This window comes from Nocardia sp. NPDC004604, from assembly GCF_040609795.1.
In the GTDB taxonomy this organism is placed as follows: domain Bacteria; phylum Actinomycetota; class Actinomycetes; order Mycobacteriales; family Mycobacteriaceae; genus Nocardia.
Genome location: NZ_JBEXLC010000074.1, coordinates 1 through 21,431, shown reverse-complemented (window position 1 = coordinate 21,431; position 21,431 = coordinate 1). Strand labels below are relative to the sequence as shown.

The following is a 21,431-nucleotide window of genomic DNA, read 5'->3' as shown; positions in this document are numbered from 1 at the left end:
CGACGCCTCTCCACGATAAGCATCGAATCGGGGGAGGAATCTATTGCTCGGCCATTAACTCTCCGGGTCCAGCCAGTGGATGGTGACGGGTTGGGCTCCACTCGCCCCACCGCGAGCGAACCAACTGCGCTCGCCAGCACCGGGATTCGCAATCACAGGTCCGGCATTGGTTGGTCAAACTCGATCCGTTGCGCTGTGGACTGCACGACTCGGCGCGAATGGTGTTGGGTGAGAAGGGTTGACGCTGGGGTGTGTTTGTCGAACAACGTCGCCGTTCGGGTCGACCTCGGATGCGCTCGGCTCGCGGCTCGAATTCTGCTGTCCCACAAAGGTAGCTGTGATGGCGGGGTTTGGACTTCGCGATGGTGCGTCGTCGAAAGGTCGCTTACACCGCGGTGTTTCTGCTGAGTGTCGATTGTTTCGTTGTTCTGGTCTGCGATGTCTGCGGAGGTTACCGTTGATGCCAGTAACTTGCAGATAGGCCTCCTGGAGGGTTTCGATGCACATTCCTGATGGGTATCTGTCGCCGGCGACGTGCGCGGTGGGTTATGTGGTGGTCGTTCCGATGGCTGCGGTCGCGGCGCGGCGGGTCGAGAACGTTGTCAAGACCAGGCAGGTTCCGACGCTGGCGATGCTGTCGGCGGTGTCGTTTCTGGTGATGATGTTCAATATTCCGATTCCGGACGGTACGACCGCGCATGCGGTGGGTGGTGCGTTGATCGCGGTGCTGTTGGGGCCGTGGGCTGCGTTGATAGCTGTGGCCGTCGCGCTGGGGTTCCAAGCGTTGTTGTTCGGTGACGGCGGTGTACTTGCCTTCGGGGTCAACGTGTTCAACATGGGCGTGGTGTTGCCGTTCGTCGCCTATGGGATCTATCGGTTGCTGGCCAGGGGGAGCACTCTGACCTCGTGGCGGCGGGTTGTCGGGGCCGCGGTCGGCGGCTATGTCGGTCTCAACGCTGCCGCAATCTGTGTCGGTATCGAGCTCGGCATTCAGCCTGATCTGTTCCACGATGCCTCGGGGACGCCGCTGTATTCGCCCTACCATCTTTCGCAAGCGTTGCCCGCGATGATGTTTGCGCATCTGTTGATCGCGGGGATCGCCGAGGCCGCGTTGGCTGGTGGCGTGGTGGCGTATCTGCAGCGGGCGAATATCCCTCTGTTGCAGGTCAATAATCCGGGAGTGCCGGCCGATGCGGCGGATAGCTCGGCGCCGAAACCGAAGCTGCGTCCGGGTGCGGTAGCGCTGTCGGTGATGGCGGTGCTGCTGTTGTTGACGCCACTGGGTCTGCTGGCGCCCGGCGGCGCCTTCGGCGAAGATGCGCCGGAGGACTTGGATCTGGGTGATCTCGGGCTCAGCGCGGTGCCGACTGGGTTGGCGAAGTACGCCGGGTTCTGGAACCACACCGTGCTCGGCGGCTACGGATTCTCCAATGGTTCCCATCCCAATATCGGCTACTTGGTGTCGGCCGTGGTCGGGATCGTCGTGGTCGGAGTAACGGTCTATCTCATCGCTGTCGGTCTGCGCGCTCTCGGCTCACGGGGTTCGAGCCGAACAGGGACCGAACCGGTGCGTACCTCGGCCGACACCAGCTCATGACCGCGACCCCGTCCGCCGATCCGCGTCCGCTGTCGGCTCCGGACTGGCTGCTCACTCGCGATGTCGCGTTGTGCCCGTGTGGGTGTATCGGCAAGCGCCGCAAGGGATCCTACGTCGAGAAGACACTGACCGGCGGCGCGGATCTGTTGCGGCAGGTGATGTTCAGCGACGACACCTCCGCTCAGCACGGTTTGTTGCAGCGCATCGATGCCCGGGTCAAGATCGTCACCCTGTTCGGGCTGCTGCTGGTCGGGGCGTTCCTGCACAACATCGCGACGCTGATGGTGTTGTATGCCGCCACGCTGATCCTGGCCGCGTGTAGCGCGCTGCCGGTGGGATTCTTCGTCAAGCGGGTGTGGCTATTCGTCCCGATCTTCACCGGGATCGTGCTGATCCCTGCGACACTGAGTGTGGTCACCGAGGGCGAGGTGATCGTGACGCTGTGGCATTGGCACGGCCGAGCCGAGGGGATCACCCGGCAGGGTCTGATGTCGGCACTGCTCGTCGTGGCTCGGGTGGCGTCCTCGATCAGTTTGGTCATGCTGTTGACGCTGACCACGCCGTGGACGCGGCTGCTGGCGTCGCTGCGCACTCTCGGTGTCCCGCGCATGTTCATCCTGATCATCGGGATGGCCTATCGCTACCTGTTCCTGTTGCTCGCCACGGTCACCGATATGTATCAGGCGCGCAAAGCCCGCACAGTCGGTGCCGAGAAGCACGACAAGCACGCGCGTCGGTTCGTATTCGCCACCGCTGGCGCGATGATCGGTAAGTCGATGGCGATGTCGGAAGAAGTGCATCAGGCGATGGTCGCGCGCGGCTATCGCGGTGATGCGAAAGTTCTTGCCCAACCACGGTTGTCGAGGACCGATGTGCTCTACGCCATCGCTGTCGCGGTGTTCGGCGCGGCACTTCTGGTGGGTGAGCATGTCATCACCCGCTGAGGAATCCGAGTCCTGTCATCTGCCTGGCGCAGGGCCCGTCCTGGAGTGCGCGGATCTGCGATATCGCTATTACGGAAAGTTCGAAGCCCTTGCCGGTGTGTCACTGAAGGTTTCAGCGGGGGAGAAGGTCGCGCTGATCGGCGCGAACGGCTGCGGCAAGTCCACGCTGCTGAAGATATTGGACGGCTTGGTATTTCCCGAGAGCGGAACCTACACCGCGTTCGGGGCACCCGTCACCGAGGACGCCCTGGAAGACGAGCAGATGAACACCGGCTTCCGGTCACGGATCGGGTTCGTGTTCCAGAACAGCGACGCGCAGGTGTTCTCGCCGACAGTGCGCGACGAGCTCGCCTTCGGACCGCTTCAGCTGGGCTTGCACCGCGATGAAGCGGCGGCCCGGGTTCAGGACGTTCTTGCCCTGCTCGGCATCGCCGATATCGCCGACCGTGCGCCGTTCCAACTCTCCGGAGGACAGAAGAAACGGGTCGCGATCGGCACCGTGCTGGTCATGAACCCACAAGTGTTGCTGTTCGACGAGCCGACCGCCGCGCTCGATCCACGCACCAGCGAATGGCTGACCGAGCTGATCGAGGACCTCGCCGCAGCGGACAAAACGATAGTGCTGGCCACCCATGACCTCGACAGCCTGGATCGACTCGCCGATCGCTGCATCGTTTTCGGCGAGGACCACACGATCCTCGCCGAGGCGACACCAGCCGCCGTCCTTGCCGACCGGGCGCTACTGCTGCAAGCAAATCTCATCCACGCGCGCACCCGATTGCCGGTTCAGCCGCCCGGATGACTGCCCGGTCCGGCTCAGTCGTGGGTGTGTGAGTGATCGTGGAGCAGATCGCTTTGGTGCGCATGGCGATGCGAATGTTCGGTTCCGTCATCGTGTGCATGGGTGTGTTCGTGTTCGATGTGGTCGTGCTCGTGCGTGCTGTGGGCGTGGGTATGGGTCAGCGAGCCGTGACTGTGGGCGTGTGCATGAGGTTCGCTATGGGCGTGTTGGCCGGTCATCTCTGCGTTCCCTTTCTGTCTCGAACTGGTTCGCTGGGCAGCGCGTGCAGATCGGCGCTGCCGCGGTGGTGTCCGGGGATACCCGAACCTGCATGTTCGGCGTTGTAGACCGCGTCCAGTACCAGTTGACGCACGTGGTCGTTTTCGAGCCGGTAGATCACCTGCGTGCCCTTGCGTCGGGTCCGCACGAGTCGAGCCATCCGCAGTTTCGCCAGATGCTGGGACACCGATGGCGCCGGCTTACCGACATGGTCGGCCAGATCGTTCACCGATAACTCGGCATCGACCAGCGCCCACAGGATCTGAACGCGCGTCGAATCGGCGAGCATCCTGAACACCTCGACGACCAGCGCGGCTTGATCATCAGGCAACCGCGCTATCGGATCGTCTGCATTCATGCGCAGATAGTAGCGTTGTGGAACAACGTGTTCCGTGGCGAACGAGGTACATCATGAAAAACGTCGGCCGATCGGCGACACCCACTTCGCCATGTGTGGGCGATACCGGAACGGCGCTCACTGCGGATACATCCAACTACCCAGCTGTCGAGCACGCCCGATCGATCCTGCGTGCTCACGGATTGCGGTGCACCGCACCACGTTTGGTTGTGCTGTCGGTACTGACCGGCGACCCCGGCGTGGGCCACCTCACAGCACAGGAAATCGTCGCGCAACTCATCGAATGGGGAGAACCCGTCGACCTGACCACAGTTTATCGAACGCTCACGCGGATGGTGGAGATCGGCGCGCTGCACATGCTCACCGTCGGAGCAAGAGGGGCCAGCTACGGGCTGACCGAGCGACCCCACCACCATGCCGTCTGCACACAATGCGCGGCGGTGAGCGAAATCCCCGCCGAACAACTGACAACCGCGCTGGACCACGCCAGTCGCGGCAGCCGCTTCGAACTCGCTGACACCGCCGGGCTGACCCTGCACGGACTGTGCCCCACCTGCCAAAAGGTCGCGCAATAGCCGAACCCGCCGGGCCGATATCGTAGGTCTCGGTCTTCGCGAAGAAAAAGCAGCAACGAGACGCCGCCTACCAGACGCTGAAACTGATCACCGGGTAGCCGGTGCGACCCGAGAGCAGTTCGAGGATCGCGTTTTGAGCGCAAGTCAAATCGGTTGCGGTAGTGATATTTTCGGCGAGCTGAAGCGCGCTGGCGCAGGTGTGTGACGAGGTGGTGTCCATCGAAGCGTCGGCGACGTCGACGGTTCAGGAATGCCCCATGGATCCTGATGCGACACCGTGGGCGGGTTCGTCGGTGATCTACTGTCGGGTTCATGGATGCGATTGCGGAGTTGGGCCGTGTGTCGGCGTTACTCGATGCCGAAGCGAAGGCCGAGGCTTTGTTCGACGAGGTGATCACGCGCGGACTCATCGCGCCGGGGCAGACTGAATCCGCGGTCAGTGATGCGGTGCGTGACCTCGCCGAGGAGATGTTCGGAATCCGTCGGTTCTGGCACAAACGTATCGTCCGGGCTGGTGTCAATACTCTAGAGCCGTACTCTGCGAATCCGCCGGATCGTGTCGTCGGCGAGGACGACATTTGCTTTCTGGATTTCGGGCCGATCTTCGGCGAATGGGAGGCGGACTTCGGCCGCACTTACGTGTTGGGTGACGATCCAGCCAAGTTGGCTGTTCGTGACGCACTGGAGCCGTTGTGGCGGCAGGGGCGCGACCTGTTCGACGCCGATCCGGATATCACCGGCGAGCAGCTCTATGCCTGGATCGTTGACCGCGCTGCCGCGCTTGGCTGGGAGTTCAGTGCCCCGATTGCGGGTCATCTGGTCGGGGAGTTCCCGCACAAGCAGATTTCCGGCACTGCGGTAACCAGCTATATCGCGCCAGGGTCCGATACTCCGATGCGGCGTCTGGATCCTGCTGGGCGCGCGTGTCACTGGATCCTGGAGATCCATTTGATCGACCGTGACCGCGGTTTCGGCGGCTTCTTCGAACAACTCCTGGACGTGCGAACATCCGTGTGAATGCGCGCCCCGATCCCGGCCCGAGGCCATGGCACCTGATATTGATCTCTTTCGCGGCCGATGCCATGGACGGTCGAGAGGCACTTCACCTCCCGAGGGTGTCGGTGGTGTGGTTTGCTGTCGTGTCGTGGCCATCCATCTGTTGTTCTCCTACGGCACCCTGCGCCAACCCGAGGTGCAGTGCAGCATCTTCGGTCGCGAACTGGCCGGACGCGGTGACGAGATCATCGGATACGAGCTGGGCGAGGTCGTGATCACCGATGCCGCGGTGATCGAGGCCAGCGGCAGCGCCGTTCATCCGGTCCTGCGTCCCGCCGATCACGAAACCGGAATTCCTGGAACGGTTTTCACCCTCGACGACGACGATCTGGCCGCCGCCGACGCCTATGAGGTCGACGACTACACCCGGATACTGGTGCCGCTGCGCTCCGGGGTGCAGGCGTGGGTGTATGTCCTGGCAGGCCAGGATGGCGGTACCGCCGCCACCTAGGCGTCCGATAGCTATTCTCGCCTGCCCTGCCCTGCCCTGCCCTGCCCTGCCCTGCCCTGCCCTGCGGTGACGGTGCTGCGCCCACCATCGGCGCGCGGCATGGCGCCACAATCGCCAGAGCCTGATCGACTACGTCGGCTATCTGGGCTGCGTCCGACTGCACCGCGGATAATCTACGTTGGACCGCGCGGAGGGTATGCCCTCGCGCAGCACACCGGCATCGGTCAACTTCGCGTCGCGCCCCACACGCCCGAACCCAGCGGTGCCTGCTGAACCTTTTCTGGCGATGACAGCGCATACGAACGCAATCCGGGCGGTCGATATTCTGGCGAACAATGGTCTGCGGTCCGAGTGCCGCGTCAGGGCGTTGGAGAGCGCGAACGGCGTGCCTCGAAGGGACCAGTCGGGATATTCTGGCTGGTGCCCGGTGGGTAGATCACGAGTAGCCAATGGTCGAGAGAGATCCGTTCAAGACGCAGCGTGATGTCGGTATTGAGGTCGTCACGGAATTGAGCGCTGCTGGTTTCGCCGATGCCGAGGAGATCGGGCGGGGCGGTTTCGGGGAGGTGTTCCGCTGTACCCAGCCGGCCGTGGGGCGCACGGTCGCGGTGAAGGTGCTGACCGGCGAGCTGGATGAGAATCGGGAGCGTTTCTTTCGCGAGCAACGTGCGATGGGACGGCTGACCGGGCACCCGAATATCGTCGACATGCTCGAGGTCGGCGAAACCAGCAGCGGTCACCCCTACCTGGTCATGCCGTATCACGCTCGCGGGTCCTTGGATGCGCGCGTGCGCCGCGACGGTCCGTTGTCGCTGGCAGAGGTGCTGCACCTGGGGGTGAAGATCGCCGGGGCGCTGGAAACCGCGCATCGGGCACAAGTGCTGCACCGCGATATCAAGCCGGGAAATATCCTGCTCACCGACTACGGTGAGCCCGCGTTGACCGATTTCGGGATCGCCCACATCACCGGTGGATTCGAAACCGCGACCGGCACGGTCACCGGGTCCCCGGCGTTCACCGCACCGGAGGTCCTCGGTGGCGACGCCCCGAGCCGGGCCTCGGATGTGTACGGGCTGGGAGCCACGCTGTTCTGTGCGCTGACCGGGCATGCGGCCTTCGAGCGCCGCAGCGGCGAGGAGGTGGTCACGCAATTTCTGCGAATCACGCAGCAACCGGTACCGGACCTGCGTGAGCAAGGAATTCCCGACGACGTCTGCGCGGTGATCGAGGCTGCCATGTCACGCGAACCACGCGGCCGCCCCACCGCCGCGGAGTTGGGCGAGCAACTGCGCCAGGTGGAACGCGCTCGAGGTTTCGCAGTCGACGCGATGGCGCTGCCGACCGAACCAGGAGCTGAGCAGGCATCGGTTGTCATGTCGGTGCCCGCGGCGGGGAATCGCACCGGAAGCCTGCCGCTCGAGCTGACCAGCTTTGTCGACCGGCGGATCCAGGTGGCCGAGGTCAAGAACCTGCTGGCGGGGTCACGTCTGGTGACGCTGACCGGCATCGGCGGGGTCGGCAAAACACGACTCGCGCTGCGCGTCGCCGACAAGGTGCAGCGAAATTTCACCGCCGGTGTGCGGCTGGTCGAGTTGAGTGATCTGCACGATGAAACACTATTGGTCGACGTCGTGGCCACCGCCCTCGGTCTGCGAAACCAGAGTGCCCGGCCGATGCTCGAGGTGCTTTTGGAGTTCTTGTTCACGCGCAATCTTCTGCTGGTACTGGACAACTGCGAGCACATGATCGAAGCAGTCGCGGCGCTGACCGAATCACTGCTGCGCAACTGCCCGCAGGTGCGGATTCTGGCGACCAGTCGCGAGGCGCTCGGTGTCGGTGGGGAGTCGGTGTCCGCGGTGCCCCCACTGGGGATTCCCGATCTGGCCAGCAAACCCGGGCCGCGCGGGATGGCCCGCTACGACGCGGTGATGTTGTTCGCCGAACGGGGGGCCGCGGCCGTGCCGGGTTTCGAGGTAACCGATGACTCTCTGCTCAGTGTGGCCGGGATCTGCGCTCGACTCGACGGGCTTCCGTTGGCGATCGAGCTGGCCGCTGCCCGGCTGCGCACGATGTCGCCCGAGCAGATCCTGACTCGGCTCGACAACCGCTATGCCCTGCTGACTCGCGGGAGTCGTGGTGCCCCGATGCGCCAGCAGACCCTGCGGTGGTGCATCGGCTGGAGCTATGACTTGTGTACACCGGCCGAGCAGCGGCTCTGGATTCAGCTGTCGGTGTTCGCGGGCAGTTTCGAACTCGATGCCGCCGAGCAAGTATGCGGCACCGACCTCACCGAGGCGCACTTGCTCGACGCATTGTCCGCACTGGTCGACAAGTCGATCCTGATCCGCGAGGAAACCCAGGGCACGATCCGTTTCCGGATGCTCGAGACCGTTCAGGAATACGCCAGGGAGCAAGCCGAGAACAGCGGGAGGTACCCGGAATACGTTCGGCGGCATCGAGATTGGTACGAGCGGTTGGCACTCCAGGCGGAAGCGGAATGGATCGGTCCGCACCAACTGCAGTGGGTTGCCCGGTTGGAGCGGGAGCTGCCGAATCTGCGAAATGCGCTGGAATTCAGCCTGTCCGAGTCGGGCGAAAGTGCGTTGCGGATCGTCAACGCCCTGTACATCTTCTGGACATCGCGTGGACGGCTCAGCGAGGGACGTCGCTGGTGCGAGCGCGCGCTGGCCCAATCGACCGATGCACAGCCGCTGAGTCGGGCCAAGGCTCGCTGCGGGGCCGCTACGATGGCCGTCCTGCAGGGTGACCTACCCGCCGCAGCCGAGAACGTGGCACAGCTCGAGGCCCTGGCCGAGCAGACGGCGGACCCACTGGTCGCAGCCCTGCTCGCCCACGCCAAGGGAAACTATTGTTCCGCGGGCGGTGCTGACAATCTGGCTCGTGCGAGTAGCCTGCTGGCCGATGCCATCGACAGCTACGAGGCATCTGGTGACCTCAAATCGCAGCTGGAAGCGCGGATTTCGCTCGGCTGGGCTTATGCACAACAGGGCGATACCACGCGGGCACTCGCGGACCTCGAGAAGGCGCTCGCGATCACCGAATCCGCCGGTGAAACAATGATTCGGTCGTGGGTGCTGTGGGCATTGGGATTCGCCGTGTGGCGAACGGGTGAGCCCGACCGCGCCGCACCTCTGTTGCAGAAGGGAATTCGAGCGGCCCGGCTGGTGTCCGATCCGGTCGTCGCCACCATCTGTTTGGAGGCACTGGCCTGGATCGCGACCGAGCAGCGCCATGCCCGCCGCGCCGCTACCCTGCTGGGCGCCGCCGATACGCTGAGCCGCATCGGCGCCAGCGCCGTGTCCATGCTACCCAATATGCTCGTCTACCACGAGGAATTCACCCGCTGCAGTCGCGAGATGCTCGGCGCGCGCGCATTCGAGGCGGCCCATCAGGAAGGCGCCGCAATGAGTTTCGATGCCGCAGCGGGCTTCGCACTCGGCGAGCGAGCCGAAGCGACCGCGCCGCCCCTCCGCTCAGGAGGAAAACTGACCAAGCGTGAGCGCCAGGTCGCCGATCTCGTTGCGCGCGGCCTGACCAACAAGGCGATCGCGGCCCGGCTGGTCATTTCACCGCGCACCGCCGATGGACACGTGGAACATATCCTGACCAAACTGGGGTTCACCTCGCGCGCACAGATTGCGACATGGGCCGCCGAACAGCCCGAACTCTGAAATCTTCGTCGCCACGCCGACATCAGCGCGTCCAAGACCGTGCGCTCGAGCCAGCGTATTTCCTTGTGGTCGGCGATGTGCGGTCGCAGGCCCGCATCGAGCATCTCATGCAGCGCCGATGGCCGACACCGAATGCGACCGGCAGGTCGTTGGAACTGGCGCCGCCGAATGGTGCCCAGCGGATGGCGAATTCGATCACGGACCCCGCGTCTGCGTCGACCGAACGGGCGGGCGCGAGAAAGTCCAATTGACTCAACGATGACCGAAACCATTGCGAGCCGTGGTTCATGCCTGTCCTCATTCTTTTGCGACAGGCCGGATTCGGCGACGGCCACACCCGCAATTCTCGTCACCTCAAACCAGTCGGGCGACACGCGCTGACCGATCGACTAGTCTGTCGCGGAGTCGCCACCGTAGAACACAGTGGCTCACGAGGGGGAACAACACTGCATTTCGACACTCGACCTCGGTTCGACAGCACGGAACTGCTGGAAGCCGGTGTGCGGCATCGCTTTCGATTCTGACCTTCCCCGCGGTCCAGGCCGGCTACATCGGCAAACCTGGCAAGGCGTACCCCGCCATGCTGCTGTTGGGCGACCGCAACTTCGAGGTGACGGCTCTGGTGGACGAGATTTACGCCGAGATCGTCGTGCGTTGCCAGGTCGGGCCCGCGCCGGGCCGCCGCGCCCGAACGGACCAGTGTCTTGCGGTGGTCCTATAGGCCGTCAAGTGCGCTCGGCGGACGATTGAATCGTTTGTCACTCAGCTGCTGCGAGGACCTGGCGTCTCGTTCCAATGCGCGATCATGCCGCATGCCGAGCGAACGCCCCTGGCCGACGCCTGGGGTGCGCGCGGTGGTCCAATGCACCAGCGGAGCGCCGATCGCCGACAACTCAGTGAAATTCAGCAGTTCAGCCGTGGTTTTTACCTACCGAACGCCTACCGGTCCGATCCGAATCTCTGGGCCATCGGCCGTCAGAGTGTTCGCGTTGTGAAGCGTTAGGCCCACTGAATAACGAAGCGTGGCATTGCGCGAACACATTGCGGTGATTCAGCATCGCTTGTTCCGAGCCATCCAGGGCCTCCAAGGCCCGACACACTCCGGCAGGCGGGGGTGGTAAACGCGCGCCCATGCCGAGTTGAGCGAGCCCGGTACCGCTTGCCAACTACTCCTCGGTGATCCAGTTGCCGTGGAATCCGATCGGCACCCGCCGGGGCAGGCGCACGGCGGCTACCGGCCCGGCTTCGACGGCGGTGGCGTCGAGAATCCGCAGCTGCGAGGGCACATTCGTGTCGTCGTGGATGACGAGGGACATCAGCCAGCCGTCGTCCTCGCTGCGCGCGTCGGCCGCGGGGACGAACACCGCTTCACCCGCGTTCCAGCCCGAACCGAGCTGGTGCACAGTAGATTTGCCGGTATCGACGTCATACTTGACGATGGTTTCGCGGTCGACCGCGTAGAGGTACCGGTTCGGGCGGCCGACGTGGCGGGCGTGGACGGTCGGGAACTCCACCGACCGATCGTCGAGCGGCTGTTCGGCGACCCGGCCGGTCGCGGGGTCGAGCGCCCACCGGTAGAGCTGCTGACCGCGGCCGGTGCCCGGCGAGGGGGTTTCTCCCGCCAAGGCGGGCCACGTGGAGTTCCACGCCCTCGCGTCGTATCGAATCGCATCCAGAATGACGCGGCCCGAGCCATCTTCACAGGCGTTGCCGACGTGGAAGACATAGCAGGGTTCCACCTCGAACCAGCGCACTGGGCCGCCGTTCTTGCTCATCACACCGATGCGCGCGCCATAGTCGTCGCTCCACTGGAAAGGCAGGCCCTTTCCCGAGAACTGAAGGGTGACAGGGAGATCCAGCCAGATTACGTGGTTCTCGGTGATCGCGAAGTCGTGCATCATGGTTGGCCCGGGGACGTCGACCGGGGTACTGAACACCAATTCGCCAGCGGCGGAAAGCCGGTGGTAGGTGACGAACGGTGGCCGCATGTCGGAGCCGAAGAAGTGCAATTCCCCCGTGATCGGGTCTTCCTTGGGGTGCGCCGTCATCGCGGTGGTCAGCTTCCCGGCGAAGTCGCACGCACCGACCGTGTCAAGCTCCGGCGTGACTTCGGACGGAAAACTTTGCTCCACCAAGGCGAACAGCCGTCCGCTGTGGCAAATGATCGACGTGTTGGCCGTGCTGTAGGCGCGATCGAAGCTGCCGTCCTCGCGCAGCGGCGAAGCCCCATCGAACTTCAGCGTGCGCACCCATCGGTTTCGGTACCACTCCGCCCGTCCATTGCGCAGCCGCACACCGTGCAGCATGCCGTCCCCGACAAACCAGTGCGGGCTTATCTGACCCGGCAACGGATTCGACCCATTGCGGAAGTACCGCCCATCCAGCTCGGCGGGCAGGGCGCCGACGACCTCCAACGCGATGGAATCGATCTCGTCATCAACCGGTGCGTAGGGACCGGCCATGTAACTCGGAGGAGGTGCTTCGTTGTCGAACTCGGGTGAATGTTGTTGTGGGTCCTGGGCTTTGCCGGGTTGCTCCATAACTGCTCCTGCGATGCTACGCGCTCACCATGCGGCGAACCGCGTCAGCGACTTGCTCGGGTCGCTCGGCGGGGATGATGTGCTCGGAGACCGCGTCCTCGAATTGCCCGCCGACCTGTTCGGCGTACCGGCGCTGGTATTCACGCATGACGTCGAGATTGCGAGCCTGGTAGCGGGCGGCGTGGATCGCCGAGATGACGATGACGCCGGATTTCGGCGGTTCTGGTGGGCGGCGGCGGAATTCGTCGATCGCCCCCGCGACGGCCGCTATTTCATGCCGGGTTGTGGCGAGCCCGGCGGGGGTGAAGTCTTCGGCCAGCATGGTCGCGTAGCTGTCGGCGGGGAACTTGCGCCCATAGGAGCGGGTCAGCATCCGCATGAGCGGTGGGAAGTGGCTCAGTGCCTGCTGCGCGGCGAGGATGCGGTCGGTCTTCTTGGCGGTCGGCGCCCAATTGTTGTAGTTCGGAGCGGCTTCCGGTGTCGGGTCGATGAGGACGAGCCCGGCTGGCGACAGCGTTTCGGCGGCGCGACGGACGATCAGCCCACCCATGCTGTGGCCCACCAGGATCACCCGCCCCGGCGTGAGCGCCTGGACCAACGCCACCAGGGTGGCCGCCATGCCGTCGATGGTCTGCAGTTCGGCGGCGCTGCCGCTGCGGCCGCGACCGGCCCTGTCATAGGCGACGGTATGCGCGATGTCCCCCAGTAACGGCACCACCCGATCCCAGAGCGTCCGCCCGGCGCCCCCACCGGATTCGAACACCACCCAGGTGTCCCCGGTGCCGGACTCTTCGAAGTAGATCTCGGTGCCGTTCACCATCATTCGACGCCCAGGAACATCCCGCATCGCGGTCACCCTTCCATTCAATACCAACTTTGGGAAAGGTACCATATATGGGATAGTTACGTATGGACCCGATCGAGTTGCTGCTCCACCCGGTGCGATTGCGCATCATCCACGCACTGTCCGGCGGCCGATTACGCACCGCAGGAGAGTTGTGCGGCCGCATGCTCGATGTGCCCCGGACTAGCGTCTACCGCCAGCTCGGCCTGCTCACGGAGGGCGGAATGCTCGAGATCGGTGACGAGCGACGCGTGCGCGGCGCGGTGGAACGCTCCTACCGATTGCGCCCCGACCGCCCGACCGTCTCCCCCGAGGCGAGCAGCGCGATGACGCCGGACGATCACCGCCAAGGGTTCGCCGCCGCCATGGCCGTCCTGATCGCCGAGTTCAACGCCTACCTCGATCAAGCCGACGCCGATCCCGTCGCCGACGCGGTCGGCTACCGCCAAGCCACGCTCTGGCTCAGCCCCGAGGAACTCGACACCATGCTCACCGGCTTCCGCGACCTCGTCGCACCCCTCGCGGCGAACCAGCCCGGGCCGGGCCGCAGACCGTACTTGATCAGCCCGATCCTTTTCCCAGGCGAGAAACCAGCATCGCCGAGCTGACAGTGCTGCCGCACGTTCGCCGCACCCGCACGCCGACGGCTTCCAGACTCCGAGGCCCGGGGTATCGCCACGGATTGAAACTTCGATTGTTGGCCTCGGAGTCACCGACTGGTCCGCGTCGGTCCGGAAAGTCCAGCGGCCCCGGCGAGGCGATGCGGGGCCGTTGGATCCCAGCGACGTAGCTGTTGACCGGTCTTCATGTTGCGCGCGGTGCTAGTTATGGATCTTCTGGAGGATGTTGGTGCTCAGTTCGTCGGGGAACAGGGGGACGCGGTTGGCCCTTGCACCGGTGATCAAGTCGTCGAATTCGCTGGTTATGTAATTGAAGTTGTCCCCGGTGATGCCGATTTCGTACATGCGGGGCAGCCTGGGCCACGAGCCGACCCTGTTCAGCTCGGCGGCTTCGCCTTTGCTCGGCTCGGTGCTGTAGTAGGACAGGAAACACCGGGCCTGGTGGTCGATCCCCTCGGCCTCCGTCCTGGCCAGCAGGTAGCGAAGTTGCAAGGCTCCACGCCCGATACCGCACACCGTGAGCGGTTCGCCGCCGTTCCTGTAGTTGATCGTGCGTGTGATCACCGACCGCAGGCTGTCGTAGGCCTTGCCGTCGAGGCTGTCGCTGGTGCTCAGCGACACCAGGATCAAGTCGTAGCTGGCGTTGTTGAGCATGGCGCGGAACGAATAGTCCGGGCTTGGGCTGTCGATTTCCTTGGCGAAAGCGTTGGGATCGACCGCCGCCTCGGCCGAGTCGCCGACCAGGATGAACGGGCGGACTATGCCGTTGCGGGAGGGGAACACCGCCGCGGTGCCGAGAGAGAGGTCCCACTTGGTGGCTGGTACGACACTGGTCATCGCCGAGCTCCTCACATGGTCGAAAAGATCCGGAGAAGAAGTAGACGTGCAGCGAACACCCCTCACGTGGATGCTCCCGGGTCGACCAGGGAACATCGCGCGAGACCAGGTCCGATGCTACCTAGGCCCCCTCTGCTCCAACGGCTTTCGCGAGAAGCTGTGACCAGCGAGGACTCGGGAACGACGGGCGGTACCGGATCGAACCACGGCGTACTGGGACGTGGCGCCTCCCTGATCGGCAACGGGAACGTGGCCGAAGATCTCATCTCCCACGGCGGTCCCCGGTCACTCCCTCTCTCACCTCGTCGACGGTTCCGGCGGCATCCATGCCGGGGATATGGGGAAGTCCACGGTCGCGATGTCTCGGAAGACGCCTGGTTATCGTGGGGGCATATCCGGTTTGATGCTCCGACGGATGTGTCATGTTGCAGTTATTGGCGCTGCCCGGAGTTGCTGAACCCAAGGATGGCGAGCCAGGCATCGGTGTCGTCGGCATCCGGATACGACAGCTCATCGCCCCGGAAGGCAAGCCATCTCTGCGCTTGCTCGCTGATCGTGGACGGTGTGGGGAAGCCGCGGTCGCTGAAGTACTGGTCTGAGGACGGCGTGCACCCGACACCAGCTGGTCACGCCGCACTCGCGGCGGCCTGGCTGCGCCTGGTCGCACCGGCAGGAGTCCAGCGTCCGGTCGTCGCGGCGAGCTCGGCGAACATGCCGTCGGCGGCGAGCAGGTGCGCGTCGTACTTGCGGGCGATCTCGCGCACGACCTGGCTCTTCGGGTCCAGGTCGGCGCGCCACTTCTTGCGGCCCTCTTCGTCGAGGCGCGCGTAGCCGTTACCGACCTCGACAATGCCGCTGATCGGCAGGAGGAACGGCTCGATGAGGATCAGCTCGGCGCGCCGGTGTCGGCGAGGGGTGCGAGCAGCCGGTCGTACCCTGCGGCGTAGTCCTCCGCGGGGATTATGTAGCCGTTTCCCAGCGCACCGCTGAGGCACACGTCGAACACATCCGGACCAAACTCGGATTCACCTCGCGCGCCCAGATCGCAGCCTGGATCGGCGAGCAGAGCCGACCGGCGCACAGGTGAAGCTACAGTTTACGAACTCGCGTTCGGGCGTTCGGGCAGGTCTATCTCAGCCGACCGAACGCACGGTAGTGGGTGAATGCAGCGTGTCTTGTTGGTCTGGTGAACCGGTGCGCCTCAGCAGCAGGCACGCGATCAGCTCTCGTGCCGGGTCGCGTACCCGATCCACGCCGCGATCTGGGCGCGAGAGGTGAACCCGAGCTTGGCCAGGATGTGCTCGACGTGGGCATCTGCGGTGCGCTGGGAGATCACCAGCCGGGATGCTATCTGCTTGTTGGTGAGCCCCTCGGCGACCAGGTCCGCCACCTGGCGTTCACGTTTGGTCAATGTCGTCCCGCCGGCGGGTGGTGTGCCGGCCGGTTGTTCTTCGTTCAGCGCGTAGGCGACCGCGGCGTTGATTCTCATTGCCTGGCCGCGTCGCCACGCCGCATCGAAGCGCATTTCACCGAGTGCGCGACGCACGACACGCTCGCAGTCGAGGTGGGCCTCGACCATCTGTGGGAAGTAAATCGCCGCGCCGGGGGCGGTCCGCATCATATGTGCCGCAGCGCCCATCAGCACGGCGGCTCGCTGGTGGTCGGTGCCGGCCGCGATCCACGCCAGCACTTCGAGATCCAGTGCCGCGACGAGAAGGCTGCGCATGCGCTGGTTGAGCCGCAGCGACTCCCGCAGCAAATCCTGTGCGCGGGAGCTCTCACCCTGCTGCCACGCCGCGATCCCGGTCATCCCCAGAGCGGTCGACCGGAACAACGACTCGCCGCACGCCTCGGTGATGGACAGGATCCGCTGATGGCACTCGGCTGCCCGTCCGGTATCGCCCTGCTGCGCGTGCGCCACACCGAGCAACAGCAACGCAGTAACGTGCAGGCATCCTCGCGGGTCGGAGCTCAGCACCTCGATGGCTCGATTGATACACGACACCGCACGCGCGGGCTCATCGAGATAGAGAGCTAGATCACCCTCCGCATAGGCGATCAGCGCCTGATTCATGGGTGTGGGATCGCGCTCGGCGAGCACACGCCCCTGCGCGAGCAGGGTGGCTGCCGTCTGGAGGTCCCATTGCCGCGTGGCCATGAAGACGCTGGCGTGCAGCGCCCGGACCTGGTCGGTTGTCGAACGTACGCAGGGATGGGCCAGGGCGCGGTCGAGCCAGCGGCGGCCTTCACCGAACAAGCCACGGAAACTCCAGAACACGAAGGAGGCGGCGCTGATGCGCAGCCCCGCTTCGGCTGACTGCTCGGTCGGGTCGGACATGCAGAATTCGAGCACTGCACGGATGTTGCCCTGCTCGCGGTCGAGCCGGGCCAGCCAGTCGAGTTGCCGGTCGCTGATCCAGTCGGCCTCGGCATCGAGCACCAGCCGTCGGTACCAGTCCCGGTGCCGACGCCGCAGATCCTCGTCCGCACCGGCCTCCCGCAGCTTGTCCTGCCCGTAGTCCCGTACGGTGTCGAGCATCCGGAAGCGGACCGCACCCGCGGGTTCTTCCCTGATCACAACCGATTTGTCCACCAGCCAGGACAGCACATCGAGCAGCTCTGCCGCCTCGGTATCGGCACCGCACACCGCCTCGACGGCGTCGAGTTCGAAACCACCGGCGAACACCGACAGCCGGGCCCACAGCAGTTGCTCAGCCGGGGTGCACAGCTGATAACTCCAGTCGATGCACCACCGCAAGGTCTGCTGCCGTGTCGGCGCGGTGCGGTAGCCCCGGGTGAGCAGCGCGAACCGATCGGTGAGCCGCAGCAGAATCTGGTCCGGCGACATGGCGCGCATCCGAGCCGCCGCGAGTTCGATCGCCAGTGGCAACCCGTCCAGCCGGGAACAGATCCCGCCCACCGCGGCCTTATTCTCCTCGGTCAGCGCGAAGCCGGGCACGACTGCCGCAGCGCGATCGGCGAACAACGTCACCGCATCGTATTTACACAGCTCTCGCAGCATCGGCTCGCGGCCGGCGGCAGGAACGCTCAGCGGCTGCAGCCGCCGCACCGCTTCTCCGCCGATATCCAGCGGCTCGCGGCTGGTGACCAGGATCCGCAATCCCGGACACACCGACAACAACGTCTCGGCCAGGCTTGCCATCGACTCGGCAACCTGCTCGCAATTGTCTACGACGAGCAGGGTTTCACGGGATCGCAGAAACTCGACCAGCGTGTCATCGACCGGCCGGGCCGAATCGACCCGCACGCCCAGCGCGGCAGCGACGATGGGAGCCACCAGCGACGGATCACGCACGTCGTTCAGATCGATCGCCCACACCCCATCGGCGAAATCGCGTCGAGCAGCCGAGGCCGCCCGCAGCGCCAGTCGGGTCTTGCCCACGCCGCCCATCCCGGCCAGCGTCACCAGCCTCGACACGGTCAGCAGGTGCTTGAGCTCGGTCAGCTCGGCGCGCCTGTTGACGAAGCTGGTCAACTCGGGCAGCACGTTGCCGCTGCGTCCTATGGTTCGCGATGAGGTCGGCTGACGGTTCTTCGGCTCGTGGTCGCGGGCGCCGGCGGGGTCGCTGCGCAGGGCCATCTCGCCAGCCGGGTAGTTGCAGCATTGCTGCACTTGCCGGATAGCCTCGCCAAGCTCCGCTGCGGAGGGCCGCTGCTCGGGATCGCGGTGCATCGCCGATTCCACGACAGTGCACACCTCGGCTGGGAAGCCGCTATCGCGCAGGTCCGGCACCGGCCCCCGGCTGATCCGCACAAACATGGCCACCAGTTGCTCACCGCTGCGCCGCGCGTAGGCAGCATGCCCGGTCAGCGCGCAGAACAAGGTGGCACCGAGCCCGTAGACATCGGCGGCGGGAGTCGGAGTGCGGCCCTCGAGCACCTCCGGCGCGGTGAACGCCGGCGATGCCGTCACAATGTCGGCAACCGTTTCGAACCCGCCGGGGATGCGCGCGATCCCGAAGTCGGTCAGGACAAGTCCACCATAATCGGTGAACAGAATATTGCCCGGCTTCACATCGCGATGCACGATGCCCAGCCGATGCGCGCTCTCGAGCGCCCCGGCGATCCCGGCCCCGATCCGCAGCACGTCATCCACCGGGAGCGGACCGCGCCGCCGGATCCGCGCCGCCAGCGAGTCCAAGGGGTAATACGGCATCACCAGATAGGGCCGCCCGTCGCTGGTAACACCGGCCTCCAGCACGGTGACGATATTGGGATGCCCGGTCAGCCGGCCCATCGCCCGCTGTTCCCGCACGAACCGCGCCCGGTTCTCCTCGTCCAATTCCCCGGTCAGGACCTTCACTGCAACCGTGCGATTCAACCCCACCTGCCGACAGCGATAAACCGCACCGAAACCGCCGCGACCGATCTCTTCGGTGTCCTCGAAGCCGACCGCACGCAACTCCTCCGCTACCGTCATGCTCACGTCACGGCGGGTACGGTTCGCGGCGTCGTCGATCATCAGCCGCGCGCAATCCTCTCGGTATGGCTGTGAGCACCGGACATGGTCAACTCACCTTTCGACGGTGCCCAGCCTATCGCCCATGACGAGCGGACATCCAGCTATTCGACGGATGCGGCACGGCTATACACGGTTCCTCCGTGCCGACCGCGAACACCGGGAAGCAATCCCATGGTGTAGATATCCGAGGCCCTCATCACCGCTCTGGTACATCGCGACCACGACCGGAGACGGCGCGGTTGCCACCGACGTCAGCATGGCCGTGTTCCGCACAACGGCCTCGAACGTCCTCAATTGCCGCATAGCGCGCACGGCAGAATCACCTTCAGCTTCCCGCCTGCCACGGAGTCCGCGCTCCAGCTGCTCTCCACTGCAGTGAAGAATTCGCCTTCCATGATGGCGGAGAGGGAGCACCAGGTTGGCGGCGAGTGATGCTGGGCCACCGCAGGATTCGAGGAGGTAGTGGGCCTGCGGGTCCGTGGTTGCGTTGCCGCGGTAGAGGGTGGGCAGGGTGGTTTGGACGTAGAGCCAGCAGCATGGGTACAGGTGCCCAGAGGCCGAGAGGAAGATCTCGCGGGCGTTGAGCGCGGAGCAGCTGATCCGGCAGGTGTCGAAGCTGTCGTAGTATTCGGCCTTGGCTTCGATGGTGCACGCCCACAGCAGGACTTCGTTGACGAGTCGCTCGTTGGCCGGAGGCCGGAGTTCGCCGATCACCGCGCCAGCGCGGTCGTAGATGGGAGCGGCGTTGATGCCGTCGCCGGGGCGGAGTTCGGGTGCGGGTTCGTAGAGCGGCCGCAGGAAGCGGGCGGTCTTCTTGACGTGGAACTCGGCGAATCCGAGTTCGTTGGCGCGGGTGCGGGCGGTGTCGATCTCGTGTTCGTTGTGGGCGAAGGCGATGTGGTCCCACTGAGCGCGCCCACCGGCAGCGATGAACGCGGCGGCGTTGCGCAGGACCTTGTCGATGTCGACCTTGCGGCGGTAGATGTGGTTGGCGTCGAGGCCATCGATGGCGAAAATTGCTTGGATTCCAGGGATTCCGGCGACCTGTGCCCACCACAGTGGTGTGCGCAGGCCTCCGTTGGAGTAGATCCGGATCGACGCGTCCGGGCTGATTCGATGGACGTGCTGGCAGATCTCGAGTAGTTCGGGCGCGATGGCCGGGTCTCGGTAGGCGCCGCAGATGTCGATGATCTCGAGCTGGGCCAGGACGTCGTCGGGGATGCAGGTGCGGAACTGGTTCAGTGTCATTGAGGTCTCGACGAGGCGTAGTGCTCCTGGGTGGTCGAGCTGTGCCGCGCGGCCCGGCCTCGCCCGCCGGTTCACGAGCCTACGAGCACATCCCGCTGCGCCATGTCTGAACGAGGACGGAGTGCGGGCCGTGGCCGAAGCCGAACACCTCACCGGCACCGAAACTGTGAAATCCTCGGTCACGCGATGGCGATCCGCCCAATCACAACCCATCTAGGTACGTAGTTGCGTACTTTGCCGATGTGCGTCGCCTACCTATGCGACGACGGTAAAAGGTGTCGGCGGGCACAGGTGTCGGTTGGGAGCATTCCACCGCGCGATTGATGCCCGTCAGCGACGACGGCGACCCCCGCGGTGCACAACGACGTGGAACCGAGGCGGGCAACAACGCCCAGCGGGGTCGCGGTCATCAACTGGATACGAGTGTTACCAGTGCCGAGCTCGGCTTTGCCAGCGAGGCTACGGCGAACATATCCATCCGGCTGGCGCAGGCGATTGTCTGCGGTTGCCAGTCGATGCGGAACTGGCTTCTTACGATGACTGCACTACTCCCTCTGGCCTACGGGTACTTGCGCGATGACTTGATCGGTGAACGCGACCGCGATTCGGGTGAAGACACGTTACGGGCTGCGGCTCGCTCGCTCGGCTACGAGCTGGGTACCGTGTTCCATGAACCGCCGCCGGAGACCGGAATGCTCCCGCCAGCGTTCGTCGATCTGATCCAGGAATGCCGCCGCGCCGCAGCGCACGCGGTGATCACACTGCACGGGCACATGCCGAACATGTCGGTGTCCCGGATGGTCCTGCAGGCGGTCCTGCAAGTGCGCGCCGAGGTCGTCGTCCACGAAGTCGGGTAATGAGTTGAGTCTCGGGGCCCAGCGAAAGGATGGTGTGGCGATTCAGATCGATGCGTGGCGAATGTTACGAAACTTGTTGTGCGAGTGTGTAACTCGCAGTGAACCGATACGCTGAGCGGGCAGGACTGGCAGCAGAATCATCCGACGCGTTTCCAGAGACGACACACTGACGCATTTCATTTTCAATTAACACACGAACTGTTGCTTCGCGTTGAGGTGTTAATTTGTAAGAAGATTGCTGTAATTGTTGTTTTACTCTATTTAGACGT

The 21,431-nt window shown here is 64.7% G+C and carries 19 protein-coding genes and 1 pseudogene; 11 read left to right on the top strand and 9 right to left on the bottom strand.

What is annotated here, in order from left to right; genetic code table 11:
• The first annotated feature begins 499 nt into the window (after nucleotides 1-499).
• Genes cbiM through ABZW16_RS25340 form a run of 3 tightly spaced genes read left to right on the top strand, consistent with a single transcriptional unit; the run spans nucleotide 500 to nucleotide 3,343 of the window.
• Nucleotides 500-1,597 carry a cobalt transporter CbiM gene (cbiM, locus tag ABZW16_RS25350; protein WP_354958506.1) on the top strand — a complete coding sequence of 366 codons (1,098 nt, stop codon included), beginning with the start codon at nucleotides 500-502 and terminating at the stop codon, nucleotides 1,595-1,597.
• A complete protein-coding gene (gene cbiQ / locus ABZW16_RS25345; RefSeq protein WP_354958505.1) occupies nucleotides 1,594-2,541 on the top strand; it encodes a cobalt ECF transporter T component CbiQ in 948 nt (315 codons plus the stop codon). Before cbiM ends, cbiQ begins: the two co-directional genes overlap by 4 nt.
• Complete coding sequence (locus tag ABZW16_RS25340; RefSeq protein ID WP_354958503.1) at nucleotides 2,525-3,343, top strand: ABC transporter ATP-binding protein; 819 nt, start codon at nucleotides 2,525-2,527, stop codon at nucleotides 3,341-3,343. The genes cbiQ and ABZW16_RS25340 overlap by 17 nt, the downstream gene beginning before the upstream one ends.
• 14 nt (nucleotides 3,344-3,357) lie before the next feature.
• Here ABZW16_RS25340 and ABZW16_RS25335 read toward each other — a convergent pair whose 3' ends face one another.
• Together ABZW16_RS25335 and ABZW16_RS25330 are read right to left on the bottom strand one after the other, a co-directional pair.
• Nucleotides 3,358-3,561, bottom strand: a complete 204-nt coding sequence (locus tag ABZW16_RS25335) for a zinc transporter Slc39a7 (RefSeq protein ID WP_354958502.1) — start codon at nucleotides 3,559-3,561, stop codon at nucleotides 3,358-3,360.
• Nucleotides 3,558-3,959, bottom strand: coding sequence for a metalloregulator ArsR/SmtB family transcription factor (locus ABZW16_RS25330; protein ID WP_354958501.1), 402 nt, complete (start codon nucleotides 3,957-3,959; stop codon nucleotides 3,558-3,560). Before ABZW16_RS25330 ends, ABZW16_RS25335 begins: the two co-directional genes overlap by 4 nt.
• A gap of 53 nt (nucleotides 3,960-4,012) precedes the next feature.
• On the opposite strand from ABZW16_RS25330, the gene ABZW16_RS25325 reads away from it, so the two are divergent.
• The 5 genes from ABZW16_RS25325 to ABZW16_RS25305 all read left to right on the top strand — a co-directional run bounded on the left by ABZW16_RS25325 (nucleotide 4,013) and on the right by ABZW16_RS25305 (nucleotide 10,454).
• On the top strand, nucleotides 4,013-4,534 hold the full coding sequence (locus ABZW16_RS25325) for a Fur family transcriptional regulator (protein WP_354958500.1): 522 nt from the start codon (nucleotides 4,013-4,015) through the stop codon (nucleotides 4,532-4,534).
• A 312-nt stretch (nucleotides 4,535-4,846) separates the two neighbouring features.
• Entirely contained in the window at nucleotides 4,847-5,551 is a 705-nt protein-coding gene (locus tag ABZW16_RS25320; RefSeq protein WP_354958499.1) for a M24 family metallopeptidase, read from the top strand.
• 127 nt (nucleotides 5,552-5,678) lie between these two features.
• Nucleotides 5,679-6,041 (top strand): gamma-glutamylcyclotransferase family protein, encoded by a 363-nt coding sequence (locus ABZW16_RS25315; protein WP_354958498.1) that lies wholly within the window; start codon nucleotides 5,679-5,681, stop codon nucleotides 6,039-6,041.
• Nucleotides 6,042-6,490: 449 nt separating this feature from the next.
• Nucleotides 6,491-9,733 (top strand): protein kinase, encoded by a 3,243-nt coding sequence (locus ABZW16_RS25310; protein ID WP_354958496.1) that lies wholly within the window; start codon nucleotides 6,491-6,493, stop codon nucleotides 9,731-9,733.
• Between the two features lie 580 nt (nucleotides 9,734-10,313).
• Entirely contained in the window at nucleotides 10,314-10,454 is a 141-nt protein-coding gene (locus ABZW16_RS25305) for a hypothetical protein (RefSeq protein WP_354958495.1), read from the top strand.
• A 445-nt stretch (nucleotides 10,455-10,899) separates the two neighbouring features.
• Here ABZW16_RS25305 and ABZW16_RS25300 read toward each other — a convergent pair whose 3' ends face one another.
• On the bottom strand, nucleotides 10,900-12,195 hold the full coding sequence (locus ABZW16_RS25300; protein WP_354958527.1) for a carotenoid oxygenase family protein: 1,296 nt from the start codon (nucleotides 12,193-12,195) through the stop codon (nucleotides 10,900-10,902).
• Between the two features lie 94 nt (nucleotides 12,196-12,289).
• Nucleotides 12,290-13,120: an alpha/beta hydrolase gene (locus tag ABZW16_RS25295; RefSeq protein ID WP_354958494.1), complete on the bottom strand. Its 831-nt coding sequence runs from the start codon at nucleotides 13,118-13,120 to the stop codon at nucleotides 12,290-12,292.
• 62 nt (nucleotides 13,121-13,182) lie between these two features.
• Here ABZW16_RS25295 and ABZW16_RS25290 point away from each other — a divergent pair, with 62 nt between their 5' ends.
• Complete coding sequence (locus ABZW16_RS25290) at nucleotides 13,183-13,725, top strand: helix-turn-helix domain-containing protein (protein ID WP_354958493.1); 543 nt, start codon at nucleotides 13,183-13,185, stop codon at nucleotides 13,723-13,725.
• Nucleotides 13,726-13,938: 213 nt separating this feature from the next.
• On the opposite strand, the gene ABZW16_RS25285 is transcribed toward ABZW16_RS25290, so the two are convergent.
• A complete protein-coding gene (locus tag ABZW16_RS25285) occupies nucleotides 13,939-14,574 on the bottom strand; it encodes a hypothetical protein (RefSeq protein WP_354958492.1) in 636 nt (211 codons plus the stop codon).
• A 422-nt stretch (nucleotides 14,575-14,996) separates the two neighbouring features.
• Between ABZW16_RS25285 and ABZW16_RS25280 the strand changes: the two genes are divergently transcribed.
• Complete coding sequence (locus ABZW16_RS25280) at nucleotides 14,997-15,173, top strand: hypothetical protein (protein ID WP_354958491.1); 177 nt, start codon at nucleotides 14,997-14,999, stop codon at nucleotides 15,171-15,173.
• 27 nt (nucleotides 15,174-15,200) lie between these two features.
• On the opposite strand, the gene ABZW16_RS25275 is transcribed toward ABZW16_RS25280, so the two are convergent.
• The 3 genes from ABZW16_RS25275 to ABZW16_RS25265 form a co-directional block, all read right to left on the bottom strand.
• Nucleotides 15,201-15,569, bottom strand: coding sequence for a hypothetical protein (locus ABZW16_RS25275; RefSeq protein WP_354958490.1), 369 nt, complete (start codon nucleotides 15,567-15,569; stop codon nucleotides 15,201-15,203).
• A gap of 224 nt (nucleotides 15,570-15,793) precedes the next feature.
• Nucleotides 15,794-19,057, bottom strand: a complete 3,264-nt coding sequence (locus tag ABZW16_RS25270; protein ID WP_354958489.1) for a protein kinase — start codon at nucleotides 19,055-19,057, stop codon at nucleotides 15,794-15,796.
• Nucleotides 19,058-19,180: 123 nt separating this feature from the next.
• Nucleotides 19,181-20,305 (bottom strand): radical SAM protein, encoded by a 1,125-nt coding sequence (locus tag ABZW16_RS25265; protein ID WP_354958488.1) that lies wholly within the window; start codon nucleotides 20,303-20,305, stop codon nucleotides 19,181-19,183.
• 536 nt (nucleotides 20,306-20,841) lie between these two features.
• On the opposite strand from ABZW16_RS25265, the gene ABZW16_RS25260 reads away from it, so the two are divergent.
• Nucleotides 20,842-21,162 carry a hypothetical protein gene (locus ABZW16_RS25260; RefSeq protein ID WP_354958486.1) on the top strand — a complete coding sequence of 107 codons (321 nt, stop codon included), beginning with the start codon at nucleotides 20,842-20,844 and terminating at the stop codon, nucleotides 21,160-21,162.
• Nucleotides 21,163-21,226: 64 nt separating this feature from the next.
• On the opposite strand, the pseudogene ABZW16_RS25255 reads toward ABZW16_RS25260, so the two are convergent.
• Nucleotides 21,227-21,431: pseudogene (locus ABZW16_RS25255) on the bottom strand (hypothetical protein); the annotation flags it as partial.

Coding starts and splice junctions, on each gene's coding strand:
- ABZW16_RS25270 (WP_354958489.1), bottom strand. CDS start 19,057: ATGATCGACGACGCCGCGAACCGTACCCGCCGTGACGTGAGCATGACG.
- ABZW16_RS25280 (WP_354958491.1), top strand. CDS start 14,997: ATGTTGCAGTTATTGGCGCTGCCCGGAGTTGCTGAACCCAAGGATGGC.
- ABZW16_RS25325 (WP_354958500.1), top strand. CDS start 4,013: ATGAAAAACGTCGGCCGATCGGCGACACCCACTTCGCCATGTGTGGGC.
- ABZW16_RS25265 (WP_354958488.1), bottom strand. CDS start 20,305: ATGACACTGAACCAGTTCCGCACCTGCATCCCCGACGACGTCCTGGCC.
- ABZW16_RS25305 (WP_354958495.1), top strand. CDS start 10,314: ATGCTGCTGTTGGGCGACCGCAACTTCGAGGTGACGGCTCTGGTGGAC.
- cbiQ (WP_354958505.1), top strand. CDS start 1,594: ATGACCGCGACCCCGTCCGCCGATCCGCGTCCGCTGTCGGCTCCGGAC.
- ABZW16_RS25260 (WP_354958486.1), top strand. CDS start 20,842: ATGACTGCACTACTCCCTCTGGCCTACGGGTACTTGCGCGATGACTTG.
- ABZW16_RS25320 (WP_354958499.1), top strand. CDS start 4,847: ATGGATGCGATTGCGGAGTTGGGCCGTGTGTCGGCGTTACTCGATGCC.
- cbiM (WP_354958506.1), top strand. CDS start 500: ATGCACATTCCTGATGGGTATCTGTCGCCGGCGACGTGCGCGGTGGGT.
- ABZW16_RS25295 (WP_354958494.1), bottom strand. CDS start 13,120: ATGCGGGATGTTCCTGGGCGTCGAATGATGGTGAACGGCACCGAGATC.
- ABZW16_RS25285 (WP_354958492.1), bottom strand. CDS start 14,574: ATGACCAGTGTCGTACCAGCCACCAAGTGGGACCTCTCTCTCGGCACC.
- ABZW16_RS25290 (WP_354958493.1), top strand. CDS start 13,183: ATGGACCCGATCGAGTTGCTGCTCCACCCGGTGCGATTGCGCATCATC.
- ABZW16_RS25340 (WP_354958503.1), top strand. CDS start 2,525: ATGTCATCACCCGCTGAGGAATCCGAGTCCTGTCATCTGCCTGGCGCA.
- ABZW16_RS25330 (WP_354958501.1), bottom strand. CDS start 3,959: ATGAATGCAGACGATCCGATAGCGCGGTTGCCTGATGATCAAGCCGCG.
- ABZW16_RS25310 (WP_354958496.1), top strand. CDS start 6,491: ATGGTCGAGAGAGATCCGTTCAAGACGCAGCGTGATGTCGGTATTGAG.
- ABZW16_RS25300 (WP_354958527.1), bottom strand. CDS start 12,195: ATGGCCGGTCCCTACGCACCGGTTGATGACGAGATCGATTCCATCGCG.
- ABZW16_RS25335 (WP_354958502.1), bottom strand. CDS start 3,561: ATGACCGGCCAACACGCCCATAGCGAACCTCATGCACACGCCCACAGT.